At 39.1% G+C, this 21,980-nt stretch carries 18 protein-coding genes and 1 pseudogene; 8 read left to right on the plus strand and 11 right to left on the minus strand.

Annotation, left to right across the window (positions count from 1 at the left end):
* Positions 1-296: 296 nt before the first annotated feature.
* Both FXW07_RS17775 and FXW07_RS17780 read right to left on the minus strand, forming a co-directional pair.
* Positions 297-584, minus strand: a complete 288-nt coding sequence (locus FXW07_RS17775; RefSeq protein WP_229396880.1) for a hypothetical protein — start codon at positions 582-584, stop codon at positions 297-299.
* Positions 585-1,470: 886 nt separating this feature from the next.
* The gene (locus FXW07_RS17780; protein WP_346655675.1) at positions 1,471-2,055 is read right to left on the minus strand and encodes a YIP1 family protein; all 585 of its coding nucleotides are present in this window, start codon (positions 2,053-2,055) and stop codon (positions 1,471-1,473) included.
* An 852-nt stretch (positions 2,056-2,907) separates the two neighbouring features.
* Here FXW07_RS17780 and FXW07_RS17785 point away from each other — a divergent pair.
* Both FXW07_RS17785 and FXW07_RS17790 read left to right on the plus strand, forming a co-directional pair.
* Positions 2,908-3,072, plus strand: coding sequence for a hypothetical protein (locus FXW07_RS17785; protein ID WP_156151084.1), 165 nt, complete (start codon positions 2,908-2,910; stop codon positions 3,070-3,072).
* Positions 3,072-3,471, plus strand: a pseudogene (locus tag FXW07_RS17790) (IS1 family transposase); the annotation flags it as partial. The gene FXW07_RS17785 and the pseudogene FXW07_RS17790, both read left to right, overlap by 1 nt.
* A gap of 180 nt (positions 3,472-3,651) precedes the next feature.
* Here the strand turns inward: FXW07_RS17790 and FXW07_RS17795 are convergent.
* The 6 genes from FXW07_RS17795 to FXW07_RS17820 all read right to left on the minus strand — a co-directional run bounded on the left by FXW07_RS17795 (position 3,652) and on the right by FXW07_RS17820 (position 10,682).
* Positions 3,652-4,035, minus strand: coding sequence for a response regulator (locus tag FXW07_RS17795; protein WP_229396882.1), 384 nt, complete (start codon positions 4,033-4,035; stop codon positions 3,652-3,654).
* Positions 4,036-4,337: 302 nt separating this feature from the next.
* The gene (gene gatE, locus FXW07_RS17800; RefSeq protein ID WP_229396884.1) at positions 4,338-6,239 is read right to left on the minus strand and encodes a Glu-tRNA(Gln) amidotransferase subunit GatE; all 1,902 of its coding nucleotides are present in this window, start codon (positions 6,237-6,239) and stop codon (positions 4,338-4,340) included.
* 934 nt (positions 6,240-7,173) lie between these two features.
* Positions 7,174-7,677, minus strand: coding sequence for a ferredoxin-thioredoxin reductase catalytic domain-containing protein (locus FXW07_RS17805; protein ID WP_229396886.1), 504 nt, complete (start codon positions 7,675-7,677; stop codon positions 7,174-7,176).
* Positions 7,678-7,828: 151 nt separating this feature from the next.
* Positions 7,829-8,140, minus strand: coding sequence for a glutaredoxin family protein (locus FXW07_RS17810; protein WP_229396888.1), 312 nt, complete (start codon positions 8,138-8,140; stop codon positions 7,829-7,831).
* A 333-nt stretch (positions 8,141-8,473) separates the two neighbouring features.
* On the minus strand, positions 8,474-9,142 hold the full coding sequence (locus FXW07_RS17815; RefSeq protein WP_229396890.1) for a flavodoxin family protein: 669 nt from the start codon (positions 9,140-9,142) through the stop codon (positions 8,474-8,476).
* Positions 9,143-9,203: 61 nt separating this feature from the next.
* A complete protein-coding gene (locus FXW07_RS17820; RefSeq protein ID WP_229396892.1) occupies positions 9,204-10,682 on the minus strand; it encodes an MFS transporter in 1,479 nt (492 codons plus the stop codon).
* 185 nt (positions 10,683-10,867) lie between these two features.
* On the opposite strand from FXW07_RS17820, the gene FXW07_RS17825 reads away from it, so the two are divergent.
* The 3 genes from FXW07_RS17825 (at position 10,868) to FXW07_RS17835 (ending at position 13,790) form a co-directional block, all read left to right on the plus strand.
* Positions 10,868-11,059 carry a hypothetical protein gene (locus tag FXW07_RS17825; RefSeq protein WP_229396893.1) on the plus strand — a complete coding sequence of 64 codons (192 nt, stop codon included), beginning with the start codon at positions 10,868-10,870 and terminating at the stop codon, positions 11,057-11,059.
* Positions 11,060-11,516: 457 nt separating this feature from the next.
* Positions 11,517-12,641, plus strand: a complete 1,125-nt coding sequence (locus FXW07_RS17830; protein WP_048121398.1) for a CNNM domain-containing protein — start codon at positions 11,517-11,519, stop codon at positions 12,639-12,641.
* 240 nt (positions 12,642-12,881) lie between these two features.
* The gene (locus tag FXW07_RS17835) at positions 12,882-13,790 is read left to right on the plus strand and encodes a TIGR00269 family protein (protein WP_229396895.1); all 909 of its coding nucleotides are present in this window, start codon (positions 12,882-12,884) and stop codon (positions 13,788-13,790) included.
* 410 nt (positions 13,791-14,200) lie between these two features.
* Here the strand turns inward: FXW07_RS17835 and FXW07_RS17840 are convergent, their stop codons facing one another.
* Positions 14,201-14,788: a hypothetical protein gene (locus tag FXW07_RS17840; RefSeq protein ID WP_229396897.1), complete on the minus strand. Its 588-nt coding sequence runs from the start codon at positions 14,786-14,788 to the stop codon at positions 14,201-14,203.
* A 16-nt stretch (positions 14,789-14,804) separates the two neighbouring features.
* Here FXW07_RS17840 and FXW07_RS17845 point away from each other — a divergent pair, with 16 nt between their 5' ends.
* The 3 genes from FXW07_RS17845 to FXW07_RS17855 all read left to right on the plus strand — a co-directional run bounded on the left by FXW07_RS17845 (position 14,805) and on the right by FXW07_RS17855 (position 18,408).
* Complete coding sequence (locus FXW07_RS17845; RefSeq protein ID WP_229396899.1) at positions 14,805-14,999, plus strand: hypothetical protein; 195 nt, start codon at positions 14,805-14,807, stop codon at positions 14,997-14,999.
* An 801-nt stretch (positions 15,000-15,800) separates the two neighbouring features.
* Positions 15,801-17,651, plus strand: a complete 1,851-nt coding sequence (locus FXW07_RS17850; protein ID WP_229396901.1) for a PGF-pre-PGF domain-containing protein — start codon at positions 15,801-15,803, stop codon at positions 17,649-17,651.
* 247 nt (positions 17,652-17,898) lie between these two features.
* A complete protein-coding gene (locus tag FXW07_RS17855; protein WP_229396902.1) occupies positions 17,899-18,408 on the plus strand; it encodes a hypothetical protein in 510 nt (169 codons plus the stop codon).
* A gap of 13 nt (positions 18,409-18,421) precedes the next feature.
* Here the strand turns inward: FXW07_RS17855 and FXW07_RS17860 are convergent, their stop codons facing one another.
* Both FXW07_RS17860 and FXW07_RS17865 read right to left on the minus strand, forming a co-directional pair.
* Entirely contained in the window at positions 18,422-21,166 is a 2,745-nt protein-coding gene (locus FXW07_RS17860) for a COR domain-containing protein (protein WP_229396904.1), read from the minus strand.
* Positions 21,167-21,980: transposase (locus tag FXW07_RS17865; protein ID WP_229396906.1), on the minus strand; the 814-nt coding region annotated here is incomplete at its 5' end.

Raw genomic sequence — 21,980 nt, forward strand, 5'->3', positions numbered from 1 at the left:
GATGGTATATTTTGTTTAATTGTTTACACTTTTACATTTTACAGTAAAAACATACACACTTTTACTTTTGACCTTGAAACCAGAGCTTCCCACTTATTCACCCTTTCCAGAACATGAGCATTAAGAGTAAACGGGTTATCTGATTTGGCATTCTGCTTCACGTAAAACACCTTTAGAAAACCCTAATGAATAGATAATTGAAGTAGTCATGTTATGGTTAACAGATTTCTTAACCGAATACAGATGAAAACTGATTCAAAGAGATTATCTTCTTAAAGAGCTTGTTTTCTTAGAGATTATTTTCTTAAAGAATTCTTTCTCAAATATCGATTTTTTCGGTTTATGGGTTCAGCTTCAAGGCTGTGAATATGCCTTTCAATCGCTTTCGAAGAGTGAAGGAAAGAGAGTGTATATTCAGAAAGGACAATTCTGGTGCCTGAGATATACTGCTTCAAGAGTCCTCTGGCAGTTAGCTTATCGACCTGTTCAAGAGAAACGATAGCAAGATACATAAGAAGTCGAATGAAAAATACAAGATGAAGCACAAGCATCTTAACCCAGGGACTGTCCGAACTTATCGCCATCCCACAGATCCAGCTGCAAAGCCTGAGTGAATATGAAATAAGCCTGCTTTTATAAAAATTCAAAAGCAGTAGGAGGAGTATAAGAAAAGATAGACCTCCAGCTATGAGATATATTTCATACGTTGAATCCATAAGAGTCACAAACCCTTACTTTCTGTTACTATTTTAATTTATGCACTTTTATTCGTTCTTAGGAGCGTATGAGAAAGTTAAGAAGTTGCAACTGGAATTTACAGTGTTAACTCAGGAACAGGCTTGATCCAGCTAATGACACATACAGGAAATAAAAATAGTCTGATAGGATGACCGGAAAAGTGAAAATCCGACCGACAAAAAAGATTTCTGCCCCTGCGTCCCTGTACCCCACTTTCAGCAGATGTTTCAACATCACATTACTTTTGGGATAGGCTCATTCAAAAATTCAAGAATTTTCTGTATCTGCTAAATGTGGACATTTTTTTAGAACTAGATAAGCGTACATCAACGCTGCTAGCCACCCACCAATCGCCCCCAACTGGATCCAATCTCCTGAAATTGTATATAATTTCACAATGAGTACGATATTAAGAACTGAGCCTACCATCACGAGGATATGTAATCTTTTTTCAAAGCGGACAGTAACTTGCATTGGTCCTCCCTTTTTTCGTAATGTTATTCTTTATTCTTTTAAGCGTATTACTATTTCTATTTTTTCTGGTCTCGCCGGGAGTTAATACCAAATCTTCTGTTATCGGCTCTTCGCTGTTTTTTGTGTATAACCATCACAAAATCCAACACGGCCGTGAATTGAAATTCATCTTACCCACGATAATGACGAGGAGCCATAACTGTTTTCATATCTGAGATCTCTGCTTTTTAAAATCTGAATGAAATCTTAAAATCAATATCAATAGGCATATTTTTCGTACGCTGAATAGATACATAAGATAAATATAACCAATAAGGCAAGTAACAAAATGAATAGTATAACCGATAGAAGAATAATCACTATGGATTTTCTCATGCTTACATTATGTACAATCATACCACCCACAATGTTGAGATATACATAGTAAATTCCAGCGATGAAGTTGAGAATAGGAATCCAGGCAAGTACCGCCGGAGCATTTGTATAAAGCATAAAATTCACAGTACTATTGTAATTTCCTGTTCCCCCAAGTGCTTTAGAAGCAAGATTGAATGCCTGAGCCATGATGAAGGCACATTGGATACATATAATAAATGGTTCAATAATATTCGAAAATATAATAAAGTTGGATCCCGAATCCTGCATAATGCTTGATGTTAATATGCTAGGCTGAACACCAAATCTTAACATACCGTCGCGGAACAGTGTAAAGAAAAACACGTTTAGGATAATGCTAATTAATGCAAAAATTAGCGGATCAGTGTATCCTTCAGCTGTTTGCATTCTCCTGAAAAAATCAGAAGGTCTCAGCATAACCTCTTTCCAGGTTTTGATATAATTCATAGTTATCTCACTTTGAAATTTTAGATACAATTGAGGTTCTATTATTTCTCGATTAAATTTCTCATTTTTCAATAATATTAGATAATAATATTTATTTTACTAAAAAATTTGGTTAAATCAATTTAAATTCAATTTAATGAATTTTTCTAACATTAATTTTAATTATGGTACTTTTTAGTTGTGTAATAGTGAAAAATTCTCTAGTTAAACTTTCAACATGTAATTACTATTTTATTTTCACTCAATTTGTAAAAGAAAATCACATAAAATAATTTTTTAACAATAGGTATCTTTAATCAGACTTTTATCACTGAATTCTAATCACTGAACTCTATATTCCTCTCTATATCCATCTACATTTTGCGATTCTATTTTAAAGCCCTATGATATGATTTTTTGGTGAAATAAATTATTTTAAGCAATTTTTTTGCTTTTAATGCCATTTCGTTGATTTTGGTAAAACTTCAATTGAACTCAAAACGTTATAACTTTTACACACTTTTATATTCCTTATCCCCAAAATATCTAACAATTTATATTTCAATAATTGAGTGCCGTCCATCTCACCCAAAAGCGTATCAGTCCAGTTTCGCTTGTAAGCTTGACGACTCATGCGGTGGTTCATTTTTGATTATTCATGGCATTCTTATCCTGGCAAATTTCCGGATTAAGTATCTCTTTCTAATTATATTAACCACCATTCTTACTGGATTTTATAGCCAAAGGAGTAATGTCAAAAAATAGATAATGAAAGAAAACCAATTATCTATGAGGAATAATTATTAGACGTTTTTCAGCGCCTGATACCGATACTTAAAAATTAATACTCAAAAGGGAAATGAGGGGGAAAAATTGGAGAAAAAATTTAAGATTTTACTGACTATTGGGACTTTACTGCTGTTAATGGGCGTGCTCCTTACTTTTACCAGAGACCCACTTTTGTGGGGGACAGGGACCGTAACTGCACTATTCATGATTCTGCTTTTCAGGATAGACCCTCTAAGTCCGAATGAGTAATGGGAAAAAGAGGTCCAGAGCCACAATTCTTTGACGTTGCCTGTCCGAACAAAAACTGCAAGCTCTATAGGCTTACTGGTCAAGGCAATATTACTGGGACTGGAACTTACATAAGTCGTGGGAAAAAATAAGAAGATATCTTTACCAACATTGCGGCAAAGTATTCAATGACCATACAGCCACTTTTTATCATGATCTTCGCAAAGATGAGCAAATTATTGATTTAGCTTTACAAATGTATATGAAAAAACAGTATTTTGTAGAGAAGTTAGTTGAGTTGCTTAATAAATATCTTTCAGATAAAATTCCTTTTTTTGTCAAAATGGGTTGAACCTTTATAAATATGTTATTTTTAAACAATTTGGAGTTTTGAGGGAGTGGCCACGAACCGGGAAAAAATACACCTGCAAAAGGGGCAGGAATTGTGGACTCAATTGTATGTTATATGTCGTGCTCTTTAAAAGCCTGTAAAGAAATAAAAGATTCAAAAACCGACTCAGCAACAGCTATTGACAGATATAAATATTTTAAATCTAGTTAAGAACTACCGCAGGGTTCAAAGCTCTTACTTTGTTCTTCTTAGTAACCTGCGTTGCTACTTACAGCCTGCCAGATTCTCTTTGATAGCTCGGAATACTGAGCTTTTGGGTCTCCTATTTTCTGAATAAAAGAATTTGCGCCATTCTCAATTGCCTGGTCCATAAGTTCGTCTCTACCCACACCTGTAAACAGGATGAAGGGAGTGTCAATCCTTTTGTCACGAATAGTTTTCAAGAGCGTGATGCCGTCCATTAAAGGCATATCATAGTCTGAGACTACCACATCATAGGAGTTTTTCTCCAGCCTCTGAAGGGCTTCCCTTGCAGAGTCTACAGTATCCGAGGTTATATCATGAAAGACTTCTAAGAAGGTTTTTGATAGCTCCAAAAACAAAGGGTCATCATCTACAAGCAGTATTTTCACGGGGATCTTCTCCTGAGGTTAATTATCTTGCAACCTTCTTGTGGATCATTACGCCACTTATCATCTCCTATGTACCAAAATTGCACCCACAACTACCACTAAATGCTATTAGTATAAATGTCTTAATTAATATAAAAAGTTATCTTTTATAAAATGTTATTTTTTACTTCATAAATGGGAGTTTGAAAGAAAAATTAAGGTATGGGAAGAAGTAAAAAAGTGTTTTTTAAGAAAATAATGAATAAAAACAAAAAATGAAGAATAAACAACAGAGATAAAAGATAAACGAAAAAAGAAGGGAGTTATCCCTGATTAATGAAGCTATCCAATTCTTTTTTCAACATCTGGCTAAGGATTTTTCCGTCAACAGTGCCTCTGTATTCTTTCATGACAATGCCCATTAGGGGACCAAGAGCTGCCGGACCTTTTTCCTTGATAAAGTCTCCTCTTTCCCTGACGGTTTTCTTAATGAAGTTTTCGACTTCTTCGGGGTCAAAAGCACTGAGTCCGAGATTTGAGATCGCTTCCGGCGCGTTCAGTTCAGGCTCTTTTGCAAGAGCGGCCAAAAGGTCCTGGATTGCTTCTTTTGCGATTTCCTGATTTGAAATAGCGGCAAAAAGTCCTTTGAAATGCTCATCCGTAAGGTTTTCGGTCTCTACCCCGTTTCTCCGGATTTCAGGAACGATCCCTACAAGAGTTCGGGCAATGAGGGTTGAGTTTACATTTTCATCTTTTTTGTAAATCTCTATCAGTTCCTCAAAGAGAGGGAGATGCCTTGAATATGCTATTTTTTCAGCAAGCTCTATATTCAGGCCATTTTCGGAGACAAAACGTTTCGCTCGTTCAGTAAGGAGTTCGGGAACCTCAATTGAATCGAAGTATTCCTGCGATATTTCTATTTGAGGCACATCGGTTTCAGGGTACATCCTTGCAGCACCAGGAAGGGGACGCATATAGGCGGTGTTTCCATCGGGAAGAGCTTTTCGAGTCTCTTCAGGAATTCCTTCAATAGCTTCTTTTGCTCTTTGAATAACCGCTTCAATTGCGAGCCTGGCTTTTTCAGGTTCGTCCGCAACCATTATTACGGCATCCCCTGCAGATGCGCCTATCGCATCCCGGACAGTCTTGACTTCTTTTTCGGTGATCCCATAGTTGGGAAGTTCGTCGGTGTGGAAAATCCCTCCAACGCCCGCAGTCTTTGCCCTGTCTGAAAATTCGGTCCCAAGTCTTCTTCCTGGCTGCACTTCTTTGCCTACCATCCCATCGAACTTCCTGAGAAGGGCCGCAAGAACTGCACCTTTTTTCACACCTTTTTGCAGGACCTTGGATTTCGTGTCTACGAAAAGTCCTGTTATGTCGTAGATTTCCTCGCAGACGAAAGCTTTTCTCTCCATAAGCTCCTGCCTGATAAAAAGAAGATTTAACTGCCTTTCAACTTCCCTGCGGACAATATCTTCTATAAGGTCAAGCGCCTGAACACCTTTTATTTCGACTCTTGCGCCTTCGGCAATTGAGATATTTACATCCTGCCTGATCGTGCCAAGTCCTCTCTTTACTTTCCCTGTAGACCTGAGGAACATTCCTATCTGCTCGGCGACTTCCCTTGCTTGGCGAGGAGACTTGATATCCGGTGCTGTTGCGATCTCCACAAGCGGGATTCCCAGCCTGTCCAGGGAATAAATGATCGAGTCTCCGATTTCCTCTACTTTCTGGGCAGCTTCTTCTTCCACACAAAGGCTGTCAATTCCGCAACGCCCCTGGGAGGTTTCAATAAATCCATCACTTGCAAGAAAAGCAGTCCTCTGGAACCCGCTTGTGTTAGACCCGTCTACCACAATCTTTCTCATAACATGCATCTGGTCGACAGGCTTCATGTTGAAGAGTTTTGCAATCCCGAGAGAAATGTCCAGGGCTTCCTTATTGAGTTCTCTTGGAGGCTCTTCATCATTCTCTATAAGGCAGGTCGTGTCATAAGCCTTATAGATATACTTCCTCCGGATCTTGGTCTGCTCCACCGCAGCCCTGTCTTTTTCTCCCATCTCACTTTCCGTAGCCCTGAGATACCTGAAAAACTCGAAGTCCGAGTCCTTGACATCCCTTATAAGGGTCGGACACCTGCAGAACAGCTTCTCCTTCGAATCCAGCTGCTGGTGAATTTCAAGTCCGGCTTTCAGCCCAAGTTCACTATAATCATATTTTTCCATATTTTCACCCGAATCTAAGCAGGAAGCGCCTTAATTCTCTTTAATTTTAATTGAATTCCCTTAAACTTTCCTTGTAAACTTTCCTTGAATTTCCTTAAACTTTCCTTGAATTTCCTTAAACTTTCCTTGAATTTTCTGTAAACTTTCCTTGAATTCCCTTAAACATTCCTTGAATTTTCTGTAAACTTTTCTTAATTTTATTTAATTTTTATTATTCTCTTCAGCCCTTTTTAATTCTCTTTCAAGTCTTATCTTTTAAATCCAGCTCTTTTTGTTCTCCTTTCGGTTTTAAGCCCTTCGGCTAATTACTTCCTCTTTTCTTTTATAACCTTTTTGCGCCCGATTCCTTTCTTAGCTTTTTTAGGTGCTGCACTGGCAATTTCAATTGTTATTGATCAATTGTTGAGTAATTGAATAATTATTGAGTAGGAAATTAAATGTAAAAGGCATTATAAAATGTATAAAGGTATCTCTGTATATAAGAGTGAATCTAAAAGTGAAGCAATTGAATTGACTCGCGAAGTAATAAAATCAGTAAATAAGTAAAGAAGTGCTGGCTGCTCCCGGGTAGATTAATTCTTCTCGAAAATTATTTTTAGCATTGAAATTATTTTTAGTGTTGAAATTATTTTTAGCGTTGATCTGTACAAAAAATCTCGTATCCTCTTTAAATTCAATCGAGAATTTTCCAACTTGATAAATGTGCAACAATTTTATCATATTGTCATAAAATTGAATTCATCGCTTGAAGTTGTTTTTAAATTGAGTTAAATTTTTAAATTTTCAGCAAACACCTGAAATTTACTTCTATCTATAAAACTTCTATCTGTAAAATTTGAAGAAGATGCCCTTTTTTCCGTGGTTGAAACTCCACTAAATTTGAAGAGAATTCCATTAAAAAGAAAAACAGTAAAGAAAAAAATTTACTGAACCTTTACATAAATCGTTCAAATCTTTCCTTTTTCGCTTTACAGATAGGACAGACTCCAGGCGGTTCGTCCATGGCACAGAGATATCCGCAAACCTTACATCTCCACACCGGTTTTGAAAGTTTCCCTGTAAATTCCATAGTCTCCATCATCTCGGATCTTTTCTTTTCTTCGGCTCTTTCGGCGTCCCTCTGTTCTTTCGGAGGGCGCCTTTCAGGAATCGATTCTACGCTTCTTTCTCCCCGGCTAACCTCGTCTGAAACGTAAAGCGCACAGTAACAGGCTCCGTAATCGTTCAGGTCAGGGTCTCTATAGTAGCAGGGACAGACAATATCCAGGTCCTCTTCCAGGTTATTAGCAGAAAGCCTACAAGGGCAGGACCAGTAGCCGTACCGCCGTTCATTCTCGAGCAGGCCCCGTACAAGATCCTTTGTGAACTCAACGTCAGGGTTAAGGTGATATCCCGATTTTTCAACCTGATTGTTCAAACGCTTATAGACTTTGTCCACCAGTTCTTCGGTTATATCTTCTTCAGCGGCTTCTTCTTTCAGCCCAATTCCCCCTTAAACAAAAATTTTTGAGAAAAAGTTTTATCGATAACTTTTTCAAAAAAAGTTTTTATCAAAAACGAATTATTTCCTACAAAATCTTCAGTCTGATTTATCCCTGAAATCCAAGGGCTTCACGGATTTCTTTTTCTCTAAAACCCACGATCGCTTTTTCCCCATTTATAACAGTTGTCGGGAAAGAGGTTGAAGGGTTGAAGTGTTTTACTTCCTCAACAGCCTGGTTTTCTTCTTCTCCTTCAAGCTTATCCACGTATATAAAATCGAAATCTACACCAAGATCAGTAAGCAGTTTCTTTGTCCTTTTACACCATACGCAGGTGCTAAGGCCATACATTACAATCTTACCCTTGTCAATTCCGGAAATGTGATCTCCTTTTTCTTTATCCAGAGTAGATACATCCATTCTGTTAAACCCCCGGCTACGATGAAGTTATGGCAGTATGCCTATGAGTTACTTTACCTTGAAAGCGCGTTTTTATCTGAGCCTGCAGACAAATTGAAGCTCTGCCAGGCTGCAAGTATTATAAATTGCTTATAAGAAAATATAAACTAAAGTATATAAGTTTAGACATGCCAATAGAAAAGACAAGTAAAATAAGAATTTTCAGCCGGATCGAATTTCACCTTGAAACCCAAAAAAGGTGTGAAGGAAGTGTTATCTGCCCGGCTTTTCAAATTTGAACACCAGTTTTCGTCTACATCTTCAAGCATACGGGATAAGGAATACGAATAATTCTTATTTTATCAAGCCCATCCGGACATACCATTCATAATCGTGGGCAAACCGCTCTTTATCAGATTTTACAAGCTGGCAGAAATATTCTGTTGTCTGGCGATGCATTTCATCCTGATCCGGATACTTTATCTCCCCACGAATCGATTTTGCCAGCTTTTTACCAAGTTCTTCGGCGTCTTCCGCAGCCTGCTCGAGTGCAGAAGGATACATCCCGACTGCAATACCAATGCCACCGACAACGGTAACACCAAGAGTCATGAGCACGCTGTTCATGTATTCTACAACCACATCCGCCTTGCCTCCTCCTGCTGTGGACACTGAGCACCCGAATTTTCCGGTCAGCATCTGGCAATGGATAGCATCCGAAAGTCGGTCAAAAAAAGCTTTCATAGGGGCCGGAACCGAGTTAATATAATTCGGAGCTCCAAAAACAATTCCATCGGTGTTCAGAATTCTGTCAAGAAGCTCCTCAAAGTCATCGATCTGAGGACACTCTCCTGTCGCATAACAGGCTCCGCATCCTGTGCAGTATTCTATACGCAGTTTGTAGAGATCTATCAGTTCGACGTCGGTACCTTCTGACTCCGCGCCTTTGAGCACGGATTTTACCAGTTGAAGAGTCTTGCTTTCATTTCCTTTCGGGCTTGCGTTAATTCCAAGAATTTTCACTATTACCACCTAGATTAAATGGGTTACGCAATAATTACATGAATTACACAGGATTAACGTATTATTTTTTGCCTTTTTCTGGAATACTGGCGTCAGTTACAGGGTTCCTTTTTCCTCTTACGAGGGATGCGAATATTCCAATAATGCAGAAAGCCGTAAACAGCGTGAAAGCATAATGCAGGCTTAAAACGAACTGGGGATAATATTCAGGCGTAATCTCTACGGGACCGATAACAATTGCAAAGATCATCATTGCGATACCCATAGACAGCATCTGGCCAAGAAGCCGCATAGTCCCGTTTATTCCCGATGCAACGCCGTAGAACCTTTTATCGACAGAACTCATGATTGCATTCGTGTTTGGAGATGAGAAAAGCCCAAAACCTATACCAAGAATAATCAGGGTAATAACGAGGCGCCAGAGAGGAGTTGATTCTGTAAGGAAAATTAGAAGGGAGAGCCCAAGCGCAGTAAATGTCATCCCTGCGGACGCAACAATCCGAGGTTCAATCCTGTCAGAGAGCCGACCTGCAATTGACGAAACCATAGCCATGATGACCGGCTGCGCTACCAGGATAAGTCCGGCATGTTCGGGAGTGAAGCCTTTCGTGTACTGGAGATCGAGGCTTAAAAGAAAAGTCACTGCGTAAGTAGCGCTATAATTGATTAGTGCGGATAAGTTCGAAAAGGCAAAGATTCTGTTTTTTGTCAGTAGGCCAATATCAAGAACGGGAAAAGGTGTTCTAATTTCATATAGGGCAAAAATAATTACTCCGAGAGTTCCCATAGCTAAGAGGGCAGCCCCTTTAAAGTTCGGGAGAACTGAAAAACCGTACATTACTGAAACTACCGCTATGCCATATATGACTGACCCTGTCAGGTCGAACTTTTCCCCTCTGCACTCAGCCCATTCACCTTTAATCTTCCATAAGATAAGGATAATTGCTGTAATACCTATTGGAACATTTACAAAGAAGATGCTCCTCCAGCCAAGATACTGCGTCATTGCGCCTCCAAGTAAGGGGCCAACGGAAAGCCCAATGTAAACTGCAGTAATGTAAGTACCAAGAGCTTTTCCACGCTCACCGGGCGGGAAGACTGAGGTAACGATAGCGACACCTGTCCCAAAGATCATTGCACTTCCAATGCCCTGGACGACCCGCACTCCAATCAGCATTTCCGATGAGGAAGCCATAGTCATAATTAAAGACGAAATACTGAAGATCGTAATACCGTAGAGGAAAATCTTTTTCCTCCCATAAATGTCTGCGATTTTTCCGAAAGGGACAAGAAACAATGCTGATGAAAGGAGGTAAGCAGTCGCAACCCAGGAAAGGGCAATAGCATCCATGTGAAATTCGGCCCCAATCGCAGGCAGGGCAATATTTACTGCCGAACCGTCAAAAGGGGTAATAAATCCCGCCAGTATAGCAATAAGAAGCACGACCTGTTTCCCTGTGCCGACAACAGGAGCATCAGGTGTACGGCAGATTTCCGGATCTTTGGCAGGTGATCCGGCGTTATTTGTATCTTTTTTCATGTGTATCACTTATCAGAAGGGTCGTTATCTAAGGCTTGTGTCAGAAAAATCGCAATCGATTTATGCTCAGGATAGATTATTTCAGAGACGATACTCTTCGTCATTAATACTTTTCCTTGTTATGGCTGACTAATCGGTCATTTAGTACAGTTTGTTTGTATTAAACATTACGCTGAAGCAAAGTCTTGAAGCAACCGTTGCGCCGGTTGATCACGCCGATAGGGTTTAGGGATAAGGTTATCAGACTCAAACAGTTCTTGGGGTTTTCGGTCAAGCCTTTTTTGAAAAGGGTTGCGGTCAAGCCTTTTTTGAAAAGGGTTGCAGGCAAGCTTTTTTTAAAAAGGGTTGTGATAACGCCGATAGGGTTTTGGGGATAAGGTCTTCAAATCCAAACGTTTCCAGGGATTTTCGATCAAACCTTTTGAAAAAAAAGGGGTACAATAAATTTGAAAACACAAATTAAACTATTAGAATAGAGTAATAATTAAATTAAGACTACTTAGAATTAAGATTATCCGAAAATTTTCTTTCAGTACTGTTAAAACCGTGTAAGGTTTAAAATAGATTAATGGTTTAGGCGAGGTAAGATCTTAAGGTTAAGTTTATATTTTAAGGCTAAATTTACAACAAGCCGAGGTAATGCAAAACCAGAAAGCCAAATTTAGAAGATGGCTGCGACTCAGTTAAATATATAAAAATTGACAGGTTAAGCCGTTGTTAAACCTATGCTTGTACGAAAATCGTTGATGGATTAACCTATAATTTACCTATGGATTAAACTTAAATTATGCTAAATTATGCCAATATGAAGATCATAGAGGTTATAGACTCACAATGAATGAAATTATTACCTGGATACTAATCATACTCTGCCTGATGCAGTCCGCTATTTTTTCAGGAATGACAATTGGACTTTTCAGCCTTGGTAGACTCAGGCTTGAGATAGAGGCCGAAGCAGGCAGCAAAGAAGCTATCAAAATTCTGCAGATCCGGCGGGACTCGAACTTCCTGCTTACGACACTGCTCTGGGGAAATATTGCTGTGAATGTCCTCATTGCACAGCTTACAGGTTCCGTGCTGACAGGAGCTTCAGCTTTTCTCTTCTCTACTTTCGTGATCACCAGTTTTGGAGAGATCGTACCCCAGGCTTATTTTTCCCGAAATGCTCTGTCACTAGGAGCGAAACTAACCCCTGTAGTCCGGTTCTACCAGACGTTGCTTTATCCGGTAGCCAAGCCTACAGCCCTTATTCTTGACTGGTGGCTAGGCAGGGAGAAACTTGAACTCTTCAAGGAACAGTCCATGCGGATTATGCTCGAAAAGCATATTGAGTCGGGAAAGTCTGATATTGGCACTTTTGAGGGAATCGGGGCTCTGAACTTTCTCTCCATAGACGATGTCAGCATTTCCGATGAGGGCTCGCTAATAGACCAGAGAAGCATAATCTCGCTTCCGGTTGAAAATAACCGTCCGGTATTTCCTCCTTTCAAAAGAGAACCAGCTGATCCATTTCTGCAAAAGATAGAAGCCTCCGGGAAAAAATGGGTAATCATTACCAACCCTCAGGACGAGCCTGTCATGGTTCTTGATGCGGACGGCTTCCTGAGGGATGCAGTCTACAAGAAAGGCCCATTTATTCCGCTTTCTTACTGCCACTTCCCGGTTGTGGTGAGATCTCCCAAAACCAGGCTTGAGAAAGTAATCAGGCAGTTTAAGGTGTATCCGCAATACCCTGAAGACGATGTGATCGATCAGGATCTTATCCTCTACTGGGACCAGGAAAAACGAATTATTACGGGTTCGGATATTCTGGGCCGGCTGCTGCGGGGAATTGTAGTAGAATGTGACCTGAAATCAGGATGTGAACTGCCTGTTCCACCTTCTCAGCCAGGAGTTGCTAGAATAAGAAGTTTGAGAAGAGGGAAGAAGAAAGAAAGCGAAGAGCAGAAAAAAGAATGAAAATAAGCCGAAAAAGAGAGAGTAATTAGAGAATATGCGGAAAAAATTCCGAAAATAGACAAAAAAGCTGTAAGAACGCTCTTCCGTAAAAATACATAAAAAGCAATATATACGAGCGGTTCCTTTCCTAAATGAATTCTGGCACAGAATAATTAGAAATAAAAAAATTATCTCTGTTTGTCAGTCAGGTTTCAGCTATTCAGAGTATTTTTCAAACAATTGGCAGAAAAAAGGATTCAAATGACAATCAAATGTAAAAAATGCAATCATGAAGCCATCATTTTTCAGAAATATTCCGGGATGCACCTTTGCAAGAAACATTTTGTAGAAGACGTTGAAAGGAAAATCAAACTGACAATACGAAAAGAGTATAGTGTCCGTAAAAATGACGTAATAGCTGTTGCTCTAAGCGGGGGTAAGGACAGCTCGGTTGCCCTCTATATAATGCACAAAATTCTGGGTAACAGGCCGGACATTGAAATCGTTGCAATTTCAGTAGACGAGGGAATACAAGGATACCGCCCCCATTCCCTCGAAGTTGCAAAAAGCCTCACGAAGATGCTCGGGGTGAGGCATATCATAAAGTCCTTCACAGAAGTACACGGGGTAACTATGGACGAGCTGGCTGCAATGGACCGGGAAAAAGGTGCATGCAGCTACTGCGGCGTCCTCAGGAAGAATATTCTTAATAGAACAGCGCTTGAAATTGGGGCAACAAAACTCGTCACAGGGCATAACCTGGATGATGAAGCCCAGACGATTCTTCTCAACCATTTAAGGGGAGATGTGGAGCGCATGGCCAGGCTTGCCCCGCCTGCAGCTATCGAAGGCCTGGTCTTGAGGGCAAAACCTCTTAGGAATATCCCTGAGAAAGAAGTGGCACTTTATGCCCTTGTAAATTCTCTCCCTGTGGACTTCAGCGAATGCCCATATGCAGGAGAAGCCCTTCGAGGAGAAATAAGGGAGCTTCTGAACAACTTTGAGGCAAAGCACCCTGGAACCAAATATTCCCTGCTAAGAGGCTTTGACAAGCTTGTAGGAGCACTTATTAAGGAAATGCCGCCCGCAAAAATTGGAAAATGCAGGATTTGTGGGGAGACCTGTACTGAAGATGTATGCCAGGCCTGCAAATTGCTCGGCCGAGCTTAAAAATAGAAAACAAAAGCAGAAATATACAAAAATAAGGCTCTTCGTTGTTTTGTGTGGTTATCCTCGCAATGTCTTCATAAAAGCCAATGCGGCTTCGAATTAAAAATCATCTTATCCATAGGGAATGACGAATAGCCAAAAATAAAAATAAAAGCCACAGCCTCTCAGAACTAACTTTTCAATAGCTTCTCAGAATTAACCTTTCAAAATTGATCTTTCAGAAATTATTCTTCAAAATTGATCTTTCAGAAATTATTCTTCAAAATTGATCTTTCAGAAAGATCTTCAAGAAACAAACCTCTAGAAAAGACCTTTCAGAAAGATCTTCAAGAACCAAACCTCTAGAAAAGACCTTTCAGAAAGATCTTCGAGAAACACACCTCTAGAAAAGACCTTTCAAAAACTAATTTTCAGAAGCTATCCGGGTCGGAGAGCAGATCTGAAGGGTCATAGAGCTTTCTTCCTTTTCTGGTAAGGTAGAGGCGTGTCCACAGGACAGCTGTGAGAGGCTGCAGAATAGCAATTGGAACCAGAGATGTAATTGCTGTAAACAGGATGTTTCCCGTGTCTACAAATTCGTTGACATATCCATCGATTAGAGCTAGTCCTATAGTGATTATCCAGATCAGGAAAACGTCCAGCTTATTATTCGTGAAGAAACGAAAACCTTCACCTAAAGCCTCAAGGGGTCCAAGATCGTCAATCACAAGGGCATAACTGCTGAGGGAAAGTACGAGATTGAGAAATATAATATAAGCGATCCAGAGAATGAATCCTATACCTAGCGCTAACATGCCGTTTACCGAGGCTTCCGGATTTTGAATAAACGTATTCAGGTCCCCTATTGCAAAGGCACCGGGCACTATAAATATGATTCCTACAAGCAGAAGCAGGTTAATCAACAGGACTGCAAGGAAAAGTCTGACGGTGTTTTTTGAACTCGAAGCCAGCATATCAAAGATCCCGGTATCACCTGTTTCAGAGGCCTTTTTTGCCATCCCTATTGCTCCTGCTGTGAAGAAGGACTGCACGAGCAACGCAAACAAGAAAAACACGAAAATCAAAAACAAGGACAAACCGAGGTTCTCAGAAAAACCATTCCATAATATTGAAAAAATTTCCTTGTTGGAAAGGGTTGCAGGATCGATAATACTTCCTGTATTTGAGGTAAAGAGCAAAATGCCCATCAAGCCAAAGAAAAGAACATAAATAACCATATTAATCAGAAAATTAAGGATGAATGGAATACAGATGTTTAAATTTCTAAACCAGCTGTAAAATCCTCTGTTAAGTATTGTCCCAAAATCTTCATACATGTGCTGTAACCTTCCACTTATAAGGGCAGTGCTCCTGCATTTCTCTTGCAAACATACCCTAAGAGATTGCAAAAGTATAGCTGGTATGCAGGCTCACATATACCATTTTTGAATACATATGCAGAAGATAAATATATAATCTCTTATTTTCGGTACAAAGGTGATAGCAGTTGAAGGCCAGGTGAAAGCCAGGTGAAAGCCAGATGAAAGCCAGGAGAAGGCCAGAGAAAGGCCAGGTGAAAGCCAGGTGAAAGCCAGGTGAAGGCCAGAGAAAGGCCAGGTGAAAGCCAGGTGAAAGCCAGGTGAAAGTCAGTTTAATACTATAGTTAATCTGTCTGTTCTTCTGAACGCACATGATATTCTTCGAATAACATGCACACCAATGAAAGTGCTTGCAGATGGCAACATTTTCATGCTAATATCCTAAATACCCTAAATACCCTAAATCTCCTACTCATCAAACTGGAATCCTACGTGAGTCAACCTCTATTTTTTTAAACTTCCTTTTAGTTAATTTTTTTTCTTTGTCAGGATAATAATTTTTAAGTAATTTATAATATATTCCAGTTTCCAATTAAAACTCTTATTTTGCGATTTTTTGAGACATATAAATTTATTAAACTCAAATGTGTACGTTATAATATACCTTATATATCAAAAATAATAAAATGATCTTAAATTGGAGATGTAGGAAATGAAAAATCGTTTTATTGCATTATTATTATCACTTTTTATATTTATAACAGGATCTGGAATAGGTGCTGCAGCTAACATAACAGTACACAACGGAGAATCAATACAGGCAGCTGTGGATAATGCAACGCATGGAGATACCATAATTGTAGAACCTGGTATTTATTATGAGAATGTTACTCTCAGTACATACGACATGGTTATTATGTCCCAGTCAGGTAATCCTGAAGACACGACAATTCAAGGAGATGGTTTTTACCTCACAGGTGATGCGCAGGAGATAACTATTAAAGGTTTTACCCTAAAAGGTACTGATACTTCTTATGGAATAAATCTCGCTCAGTTCTCTAACTGCGTAATTGAAAAAAATAAAATCCTGAATTATCATACAGGCATTGACACAAATCTGTACTCTACTTTTACTATAAATGATAATGAAATTTCAAATTGTGAGTCCGGAGTTTTTGTTGGGGAATGTTATTACGGTGCCACTGTTAAAAACAACAGGATTTCAAACTGTGGAACAGGAGTCATTGTGGGAGATTCAGGGAATTCACAAATTGAAAATAACACAATTACAGAAAATGATCAGGGTATATCCCTGCTGTACGAAGGTCGCGCTGATATTGCCGGCAATACTATAAGTTTTAACAATAAATGTGGGATTTATGATAAAGCAGATGCTAGTAGCAAAATCTATAACAATTATTTCAATAACACAGTAAATGTCATTTTTGATAACGATTATGGTTACCCTAACGTCTGGAACACTACCAGATCAACAGGGAAAAACATTATAGACGGCCCCTATATTGCAGGAAACTATTGGGCCAAACCTAATGGGACAGGCTTTTCTCAAACGCATTATGACGAAAACGGAGACGGTATAGCAGAAGAGACAGTCAAACTTAGCGATAGTGAGATAGACTATGCAGCTCTTACAAGGGCGAATTCGTCAACGCCTGAGCTACCTCCTGCATCAAATAACTCAACAACCAATTCTTCCGAAAACGTAACAGAGCCTCCAGAGGAAATTGTAGATAATAGCAGCAGTTCTGATGGCGTTTCAGACAACAGTTCAGATGATAATTCAGATGGCAGTTCAGATGATAATTCAGATGACAGTTCAGATGGCAGTAGTGGAAGCAGCCACAGCAGTGGAAGTAGCGGTGGCGGCGGTGGTTCCCCTGAACCTCAAACTAACGTTGAAGTCAAGGAACTTTCACAGGCACAGGTTTTAAACGGAAAGCCTGTAATGTTTGATTTCGAAAAGAACGCAACCTGTGTTGTATATGTCAGCTTTGATGCAAAGAAGAATGCAGGTAAGATTACAGCCATTGCCGAACAGCTCAAAGGAAAATCCACTCTGGTTTCAGAACTGGACTCGGGTGAGGTATATAAGTACTTCAACCTCTGGGTCGGAAACTCAGGATTTGCTACCTCAAAGAACATTGAAAACCCTGAACTATGCTTCAAGGTTGAAAAGTCCTGGCTGCAGGATAAGAAGACCGACCAGAATTCAATCATGCTCAATAGCTACAGTGACAAGAAATGGTCACAACTGCCAGTAACCCTGCTAAAAGAAGACGACCAATACCTGTATTTCACGGCACAGCCCCAGGTGTTCTCATTCTTTGCAATAACCGGTAAGGCAACAACAGAGGAAGCCGTAAATATAACACAGGCTGAACCCAATACTGAAAACCTCAGTAATAATACTGGAAACAATACCGGAAATGAAACAACAGGTGCTGAGCAAACTTCTGAAGAAGAAAGTAAAGGTATTCCGGGCTTCGAAATGATTTACGGGATAATCGGGCTTACCGGAGTATACCTGCTTAGAAGAAAGTGATAATCTGGAGAGTTTCAAAGTTACTCTTGACAGGATTGAGTCTAGGCAGGATTAAATCGTGACAGGGTCGAGGATGAAACTGTAGCAGTACTTAAGAGGTGAAGAAATAATTTTAAATTAATATTCACCTCTTATTATTGCTTTTTGAACGCATAGAAGCAGATATCCTTAAGATTACTATTTTTAAAGCTGTAAAAGAGCCCGAAAATGAGAAAAAAACGTTATTAAGCAAAATACAGGTGAGGATATGAAAAAGCTGGAAAATTACGAGTGCTCCCACGTTTCTGAAAAACCCTCTGACGGCGGCGAAACCGAAGAAGTCCTGGTCATAGGCCACTGCCTGCTCAACCCCCTTGCAAGAGTAAAAGGAGTAAAACCAGTCCAGCCTATTGATACGCGGGGCGCAAACGTTATCCAGCTCCCCTGCCCGGAAGCAATGTTTTTCGGAATGAAGCGACGGGAAATTACTAAAGACCAGCTTGACCATCCTGCCTACAGGCGCTTTTGCAGAGAAATTTTTACCCATTTTGCAGACCTGCTCGAAGACCTTGCAGCCGGCGGCGTAAAAATAAAAATTCTCGGCGTCCCGAAAAGCCCTTCATGCGGCGTGGAAATTACCAGTGTTGGCGGAGAACCAGGCAAAGTCAAGGAATTTCACCACAAGCATGCACCGGGGCCCGGAGTGTTTATGGAAGAAATTATAAAAGAGCTTAAGAAAAGGAATGTAAAGTTTGAGATAGAGGATGCGGGGAAGTGAAATCTAAGAAATATTAGGGCCGTCGCTTTTTTCTTTCCAAATATAATTTTATCATTTCGTTAATGTTTGGCCCTACACCACAAACGTTGGGATTTAGCGTAATACTTCTATTGATCTTTTCCAGTAGAGAACCTTCTACATTTGATTCCGATTCAATGTTTTGTATATTTTGAAATATCTTCAAGATTTCTTTTTCATTCATTTCTGTTTTTTGTAGAATTTCCTTCAGGATTTCCATTAAGCCATTTCCATTGATGACTGTTCCCAGTAACTCGCTTACATAATATTCATTATCAGAGCCATCTGGAATGTAAGTTTCAATTCCCCTCAACTCCAATTTGATTAAATGCTCATAACCTACAGTTACTTCAGGTTCATCAGGCAGTGGGATTTTTTCTGTTGCTTTTAGCTTTTCGAAACTATTGTTTATTTCACGGAATTTTTGAAGGATAACAGCGAAATAATCTCTTTTTTGCTTTCCATTTACATAAATGCTGATCCTCTTTGCTTCATTATCTGCTTTAATTACAGCAGTAGATTTGAAACCTTTATCTTCAAGAACTACACCAGTCCGCCAGCGAAGATCGTCTTTTATATCCCTGCTCATCTTCACGATGAAACGTGGCATTACGGAAGGAGGAAGGAAATCATAGTCAATTACAAACTTCAAAGTTCCTTCCTGGTCAAATTCAAAATTCGGCTCCTGAATTTCCAGTGAGGCAGGGAGCAGTACAGTACTATCGTCAAGATCATATGAGAGTTCAAATTTCTTCATCAAACTGATAAGAAACCCGTATTCATAAGGAGGATAATAAAAATCCTTTTCAGTGCTTTGCTTTAAGATTTTAGGAAGCATTTCAAGCTTCAGGACTCCCCTAAAATCAACAATTTCTTTCGAATTGACAATTTTATATACAGCATTAGTTACCCATTCAGGTTCTAAGACATGTGTATTCAAGAGTGGTATCTCTTTAAAGTGAAGTATTACACCTAAGTCATGAAGAAAATCAACAAGAGTGCCTTGCTCTGATTCGCTCTTGACCCCTTCATCTTCACATATTTTTTTATATTCTTTATACTCGATGAAATTGAAGTGCTCACAAGAATTTTTATTTTCAATATTTGAAAGATAGCCTGGACATATTTCTTCAAGCCTACTCTTTACATTAAACCAGCTTATAGGCCACTTAATTTCAAGATGTTTAACTGTCTTCAACTCATCTTTAAGAATTTTTATGAAATCTTCTATTCCTTCTCCCGATTTGCAGGATAGCCTGTAAAATCCCTTTATTGAAGGATATTTTTCTCGCAGGAACTTTCTGTTTAGTTCAAAAGCTGGATTTTGATCTATTTTATTGATCACAACTAAAACAGGGGAATCTCCACCGAAATATTCTATGAGTTTAAGCCAGTATTCAGGCTTCTCATCTTTTCTTCCATCCAACACCAGAATGTAAAGACTCCTTTTTGACAAAAAGAACTGGTGAGTGGCGTGCATGATTTCTTGCCCACCAAAATCCCAGAAATTAGCCTTGATTTCTCGATCTCCATTATTTATTGCCAACTTCCTGATATTGATTCCCTGAGTTTGTGACTCATTACCGTCAACTTCTTCCCCAAAAATTCTCTTCACCAGTGAGGTTTTTCCCGCCTCTCCATCTCCTACCAGCAAAACTTTAACTTCATTTAACGGTTTCTTTTCACCTTCCAATGACTTAAAATAATTGATAACTGCCTCACGACCCTGTTTTACAATCTCTATTGGAGGATTTTCAAGAGGATTTCCTTTTAAGAATATTCCTTTTTCTGCCGAATTATCTTCCCACTCAATATCTATACCTAATTCTAAAATTTCTGGCGGCAGCGAACTCAATTGATTATAAGATATGTCAAGTGTCGTAAGATTTTTGAGTTCTACGATTTCTGGCGGCAGCAAACTCAATTGATTATTAGATATGTAAAACTCCTTAAAATTTTTGAGTTGTGCGATTTCTGGTGGCAGCGAACTCAATTGATTCCAAGATATGTAAAGTTCCTTAAGATTTTGTAGTTGTGCGATTTCTGGCGGCAGCGAACTCAATTGATTATTATGTATGAAAAGTATCGTAAGATTTTGTAGTTGTGCGATTTCTGGCGGCAGCGAACTCAATTGATTAGAAGATATGTTAAGTTGAGTAAGACTTTTTAACTTTGAAATTTCAGACGGCAATGAAGTCAATATATTTCCAGACATGTCGAGTTGAGTGAGGCTTTTCAACTCTGAGATTTCAGAAAGCAATGAAGTCAGTTTATTTCTAGACACGTTAAGTCTAGCAAGGTTTTTTAACTTTGAAATTTCAGAAGGCAGCGAAGTCAGTTTATTTCCAGACACGTCAAGTATAGTAAGATTTTTTAACTCTGATATTTCAGAAGGCAATGAGGTTAGTTGATTGGAAGAAGTGTTGAATTTGAATTGAGTACTTTTTTTCAAATTAAGTATTTTAGGACTCACAAAAAGCAGTTTACGACCAGAAATATTTAATTTTTTAAGATTTTTTAACTTTGAAATTTCAGAAGGCAGCGAAGTCAGTTTATTTCTAGATATGTCAAGTTGAGTAAGGTTTTTCAACTCCGTAATTTCAGAAGGCAACGAGGTCAGCTCATTTCTAGACAAGTTAAGTCTAACAAGGTTTTTGAGTTCTGCGATTTCTGGCGGCAGCGAACTCAATTGATTATTACGTATCCTCTTCAAATTGAGTGGAAACCCCTCAATTTCCACTCACTGAGCTTTTTCTCTGATGATTTGAGCTAAAGATGGCATCTCACATATACTGCTGACTCTATCGCATATGTACTGATATGCACTTACCCCCAGTTTCTTTGCTGTCTGAATAATCGTCATAAATGTATCATTTGCTTTTGTTCCTTCCTCTGTTATGGTTTGAAGGCTCACATCTCTTTTTCTGACCTTTGCTCTTGCTGCCAGTTCCGCTGCATTGTTATGCAGCGGAATCTCTGGCAAAATCAGTACCTTTAACAACTGTTCCTTGTTCTCTTTCGTCTTAGCGATTCTTTCATCCAGCTGTTCATATCCTGTTTTGGTAGAAAACAACTGATCAAACTTAATGGATAATTGCTCCGCTACCTCTGAATCTGGTTTTATTCTAAACTTACAAAGCTCACCATAAAAGTCCCAGTACCTGTCCAGAAAAGCTTCCAGCTTTTCTCTATGATAAGGAACTACTGGCCTCAATTTCTTGTAGTTTCTACCATCATGAATCCAGCAAAGAGCATGATGATATGCAATTTGCCTGAATTGACGTGCATCATCACTCAAAAGTGTGGTAACCACAGGTATGTTTGTCATCTGATGATATGCCGCAATTGCACCGGCTTCAAGAACTTTCTTCTTAGTAGTTTTTCTACCATGCAAAAAAATACAATCCAGTTTTCGACGCATTTCCTCGTCACTGAATATTTTGTTTTTTAAAGAAGAGAGCTTTTCTATCCATCTTTGGGAAACATTAAACGTTTTCATTAGATCAAATGCTTCCTCATTAAAGCAGTACGTTTTTTCTTTTCCACATAAAAGC

The sequence above is a fragment of the Methanosarcina sp. DH1 genome (assembly GCF_020804205.1).
GTDB lineage: Archaea > Halobacteriota > Methanosarcinia > Methanosarcinales > Methanosarcinaceae > Methanosarcina > Methanosarcina vacuolata.

Coding starts and splice junctions, on each gene's coding strand:
- FXW07_RS17780 (WP_346655675.1), bottom strand. CDS start 2,055: ATGAATTATATCAAAACCTGGAAAGAGGTTATGCTGAGACCTTCTGAT.
- FXW07_RS17820 (WP_229396892.1), bottom strand. CDS start 10,682: ATGAAAAAAGATACAAATAACGCCGGATCACCTGCCAAAGATCCGGAA.
- FXW07_RS17840 (WP_229396897.1), bottom strand. CDS start 14,788: ATGGCAAAAAAGGCCTCTGAAACAGGTGATACCGGGATCTTTGATATG.
- FXW07_RS17775 (WP_229396880.1), bottom strand. CDS start 584: ATGGCGATAAGTTCGGACAGTCCCTGGGTTAAGATGCTTGTGCTTCAT.
- FXW07_RS17855 (WP_229396902.1), top strand. CDS start 17,899: ATGAAAAAGCTGGAAAATTACGAGTGCTCCCACGTTTCTGAAAAACCC.
- FXW07_RS17850 (WP_229396901.1), top strand. CDS start 15,801: ATGAAAAATCGTTTTATTGCATTATTATTATCACTTTTTATATTTATA.
- gatE (WP_229396884.1), bottom strand. CDS start 6,239: ATGGAAAAATATGATTATAGTGAACTTGGGCTGAAAGCCGGACTTGAA.
- FXW07_RS17835 (WP_229396895.1), top strand. CDS start 12,882: ATGACAATCAAATGTAAAAAATGCAATCATGAAGCCATCATTTTTCAG.
- FXW07_RS17830 (WP_048121398.1), top strand. CDS start 11,517: ATGAATGAAATTATTACCTGGATACTAATCATACTCTGCCTGATGCAG.
- FXW07_RS17810 (WP_229396888.1), bottom strand. CDS start 8,140: ATGGATGTATCTACTCTGGATAAAGAAAAAGGAGATCACATTTCCGGA.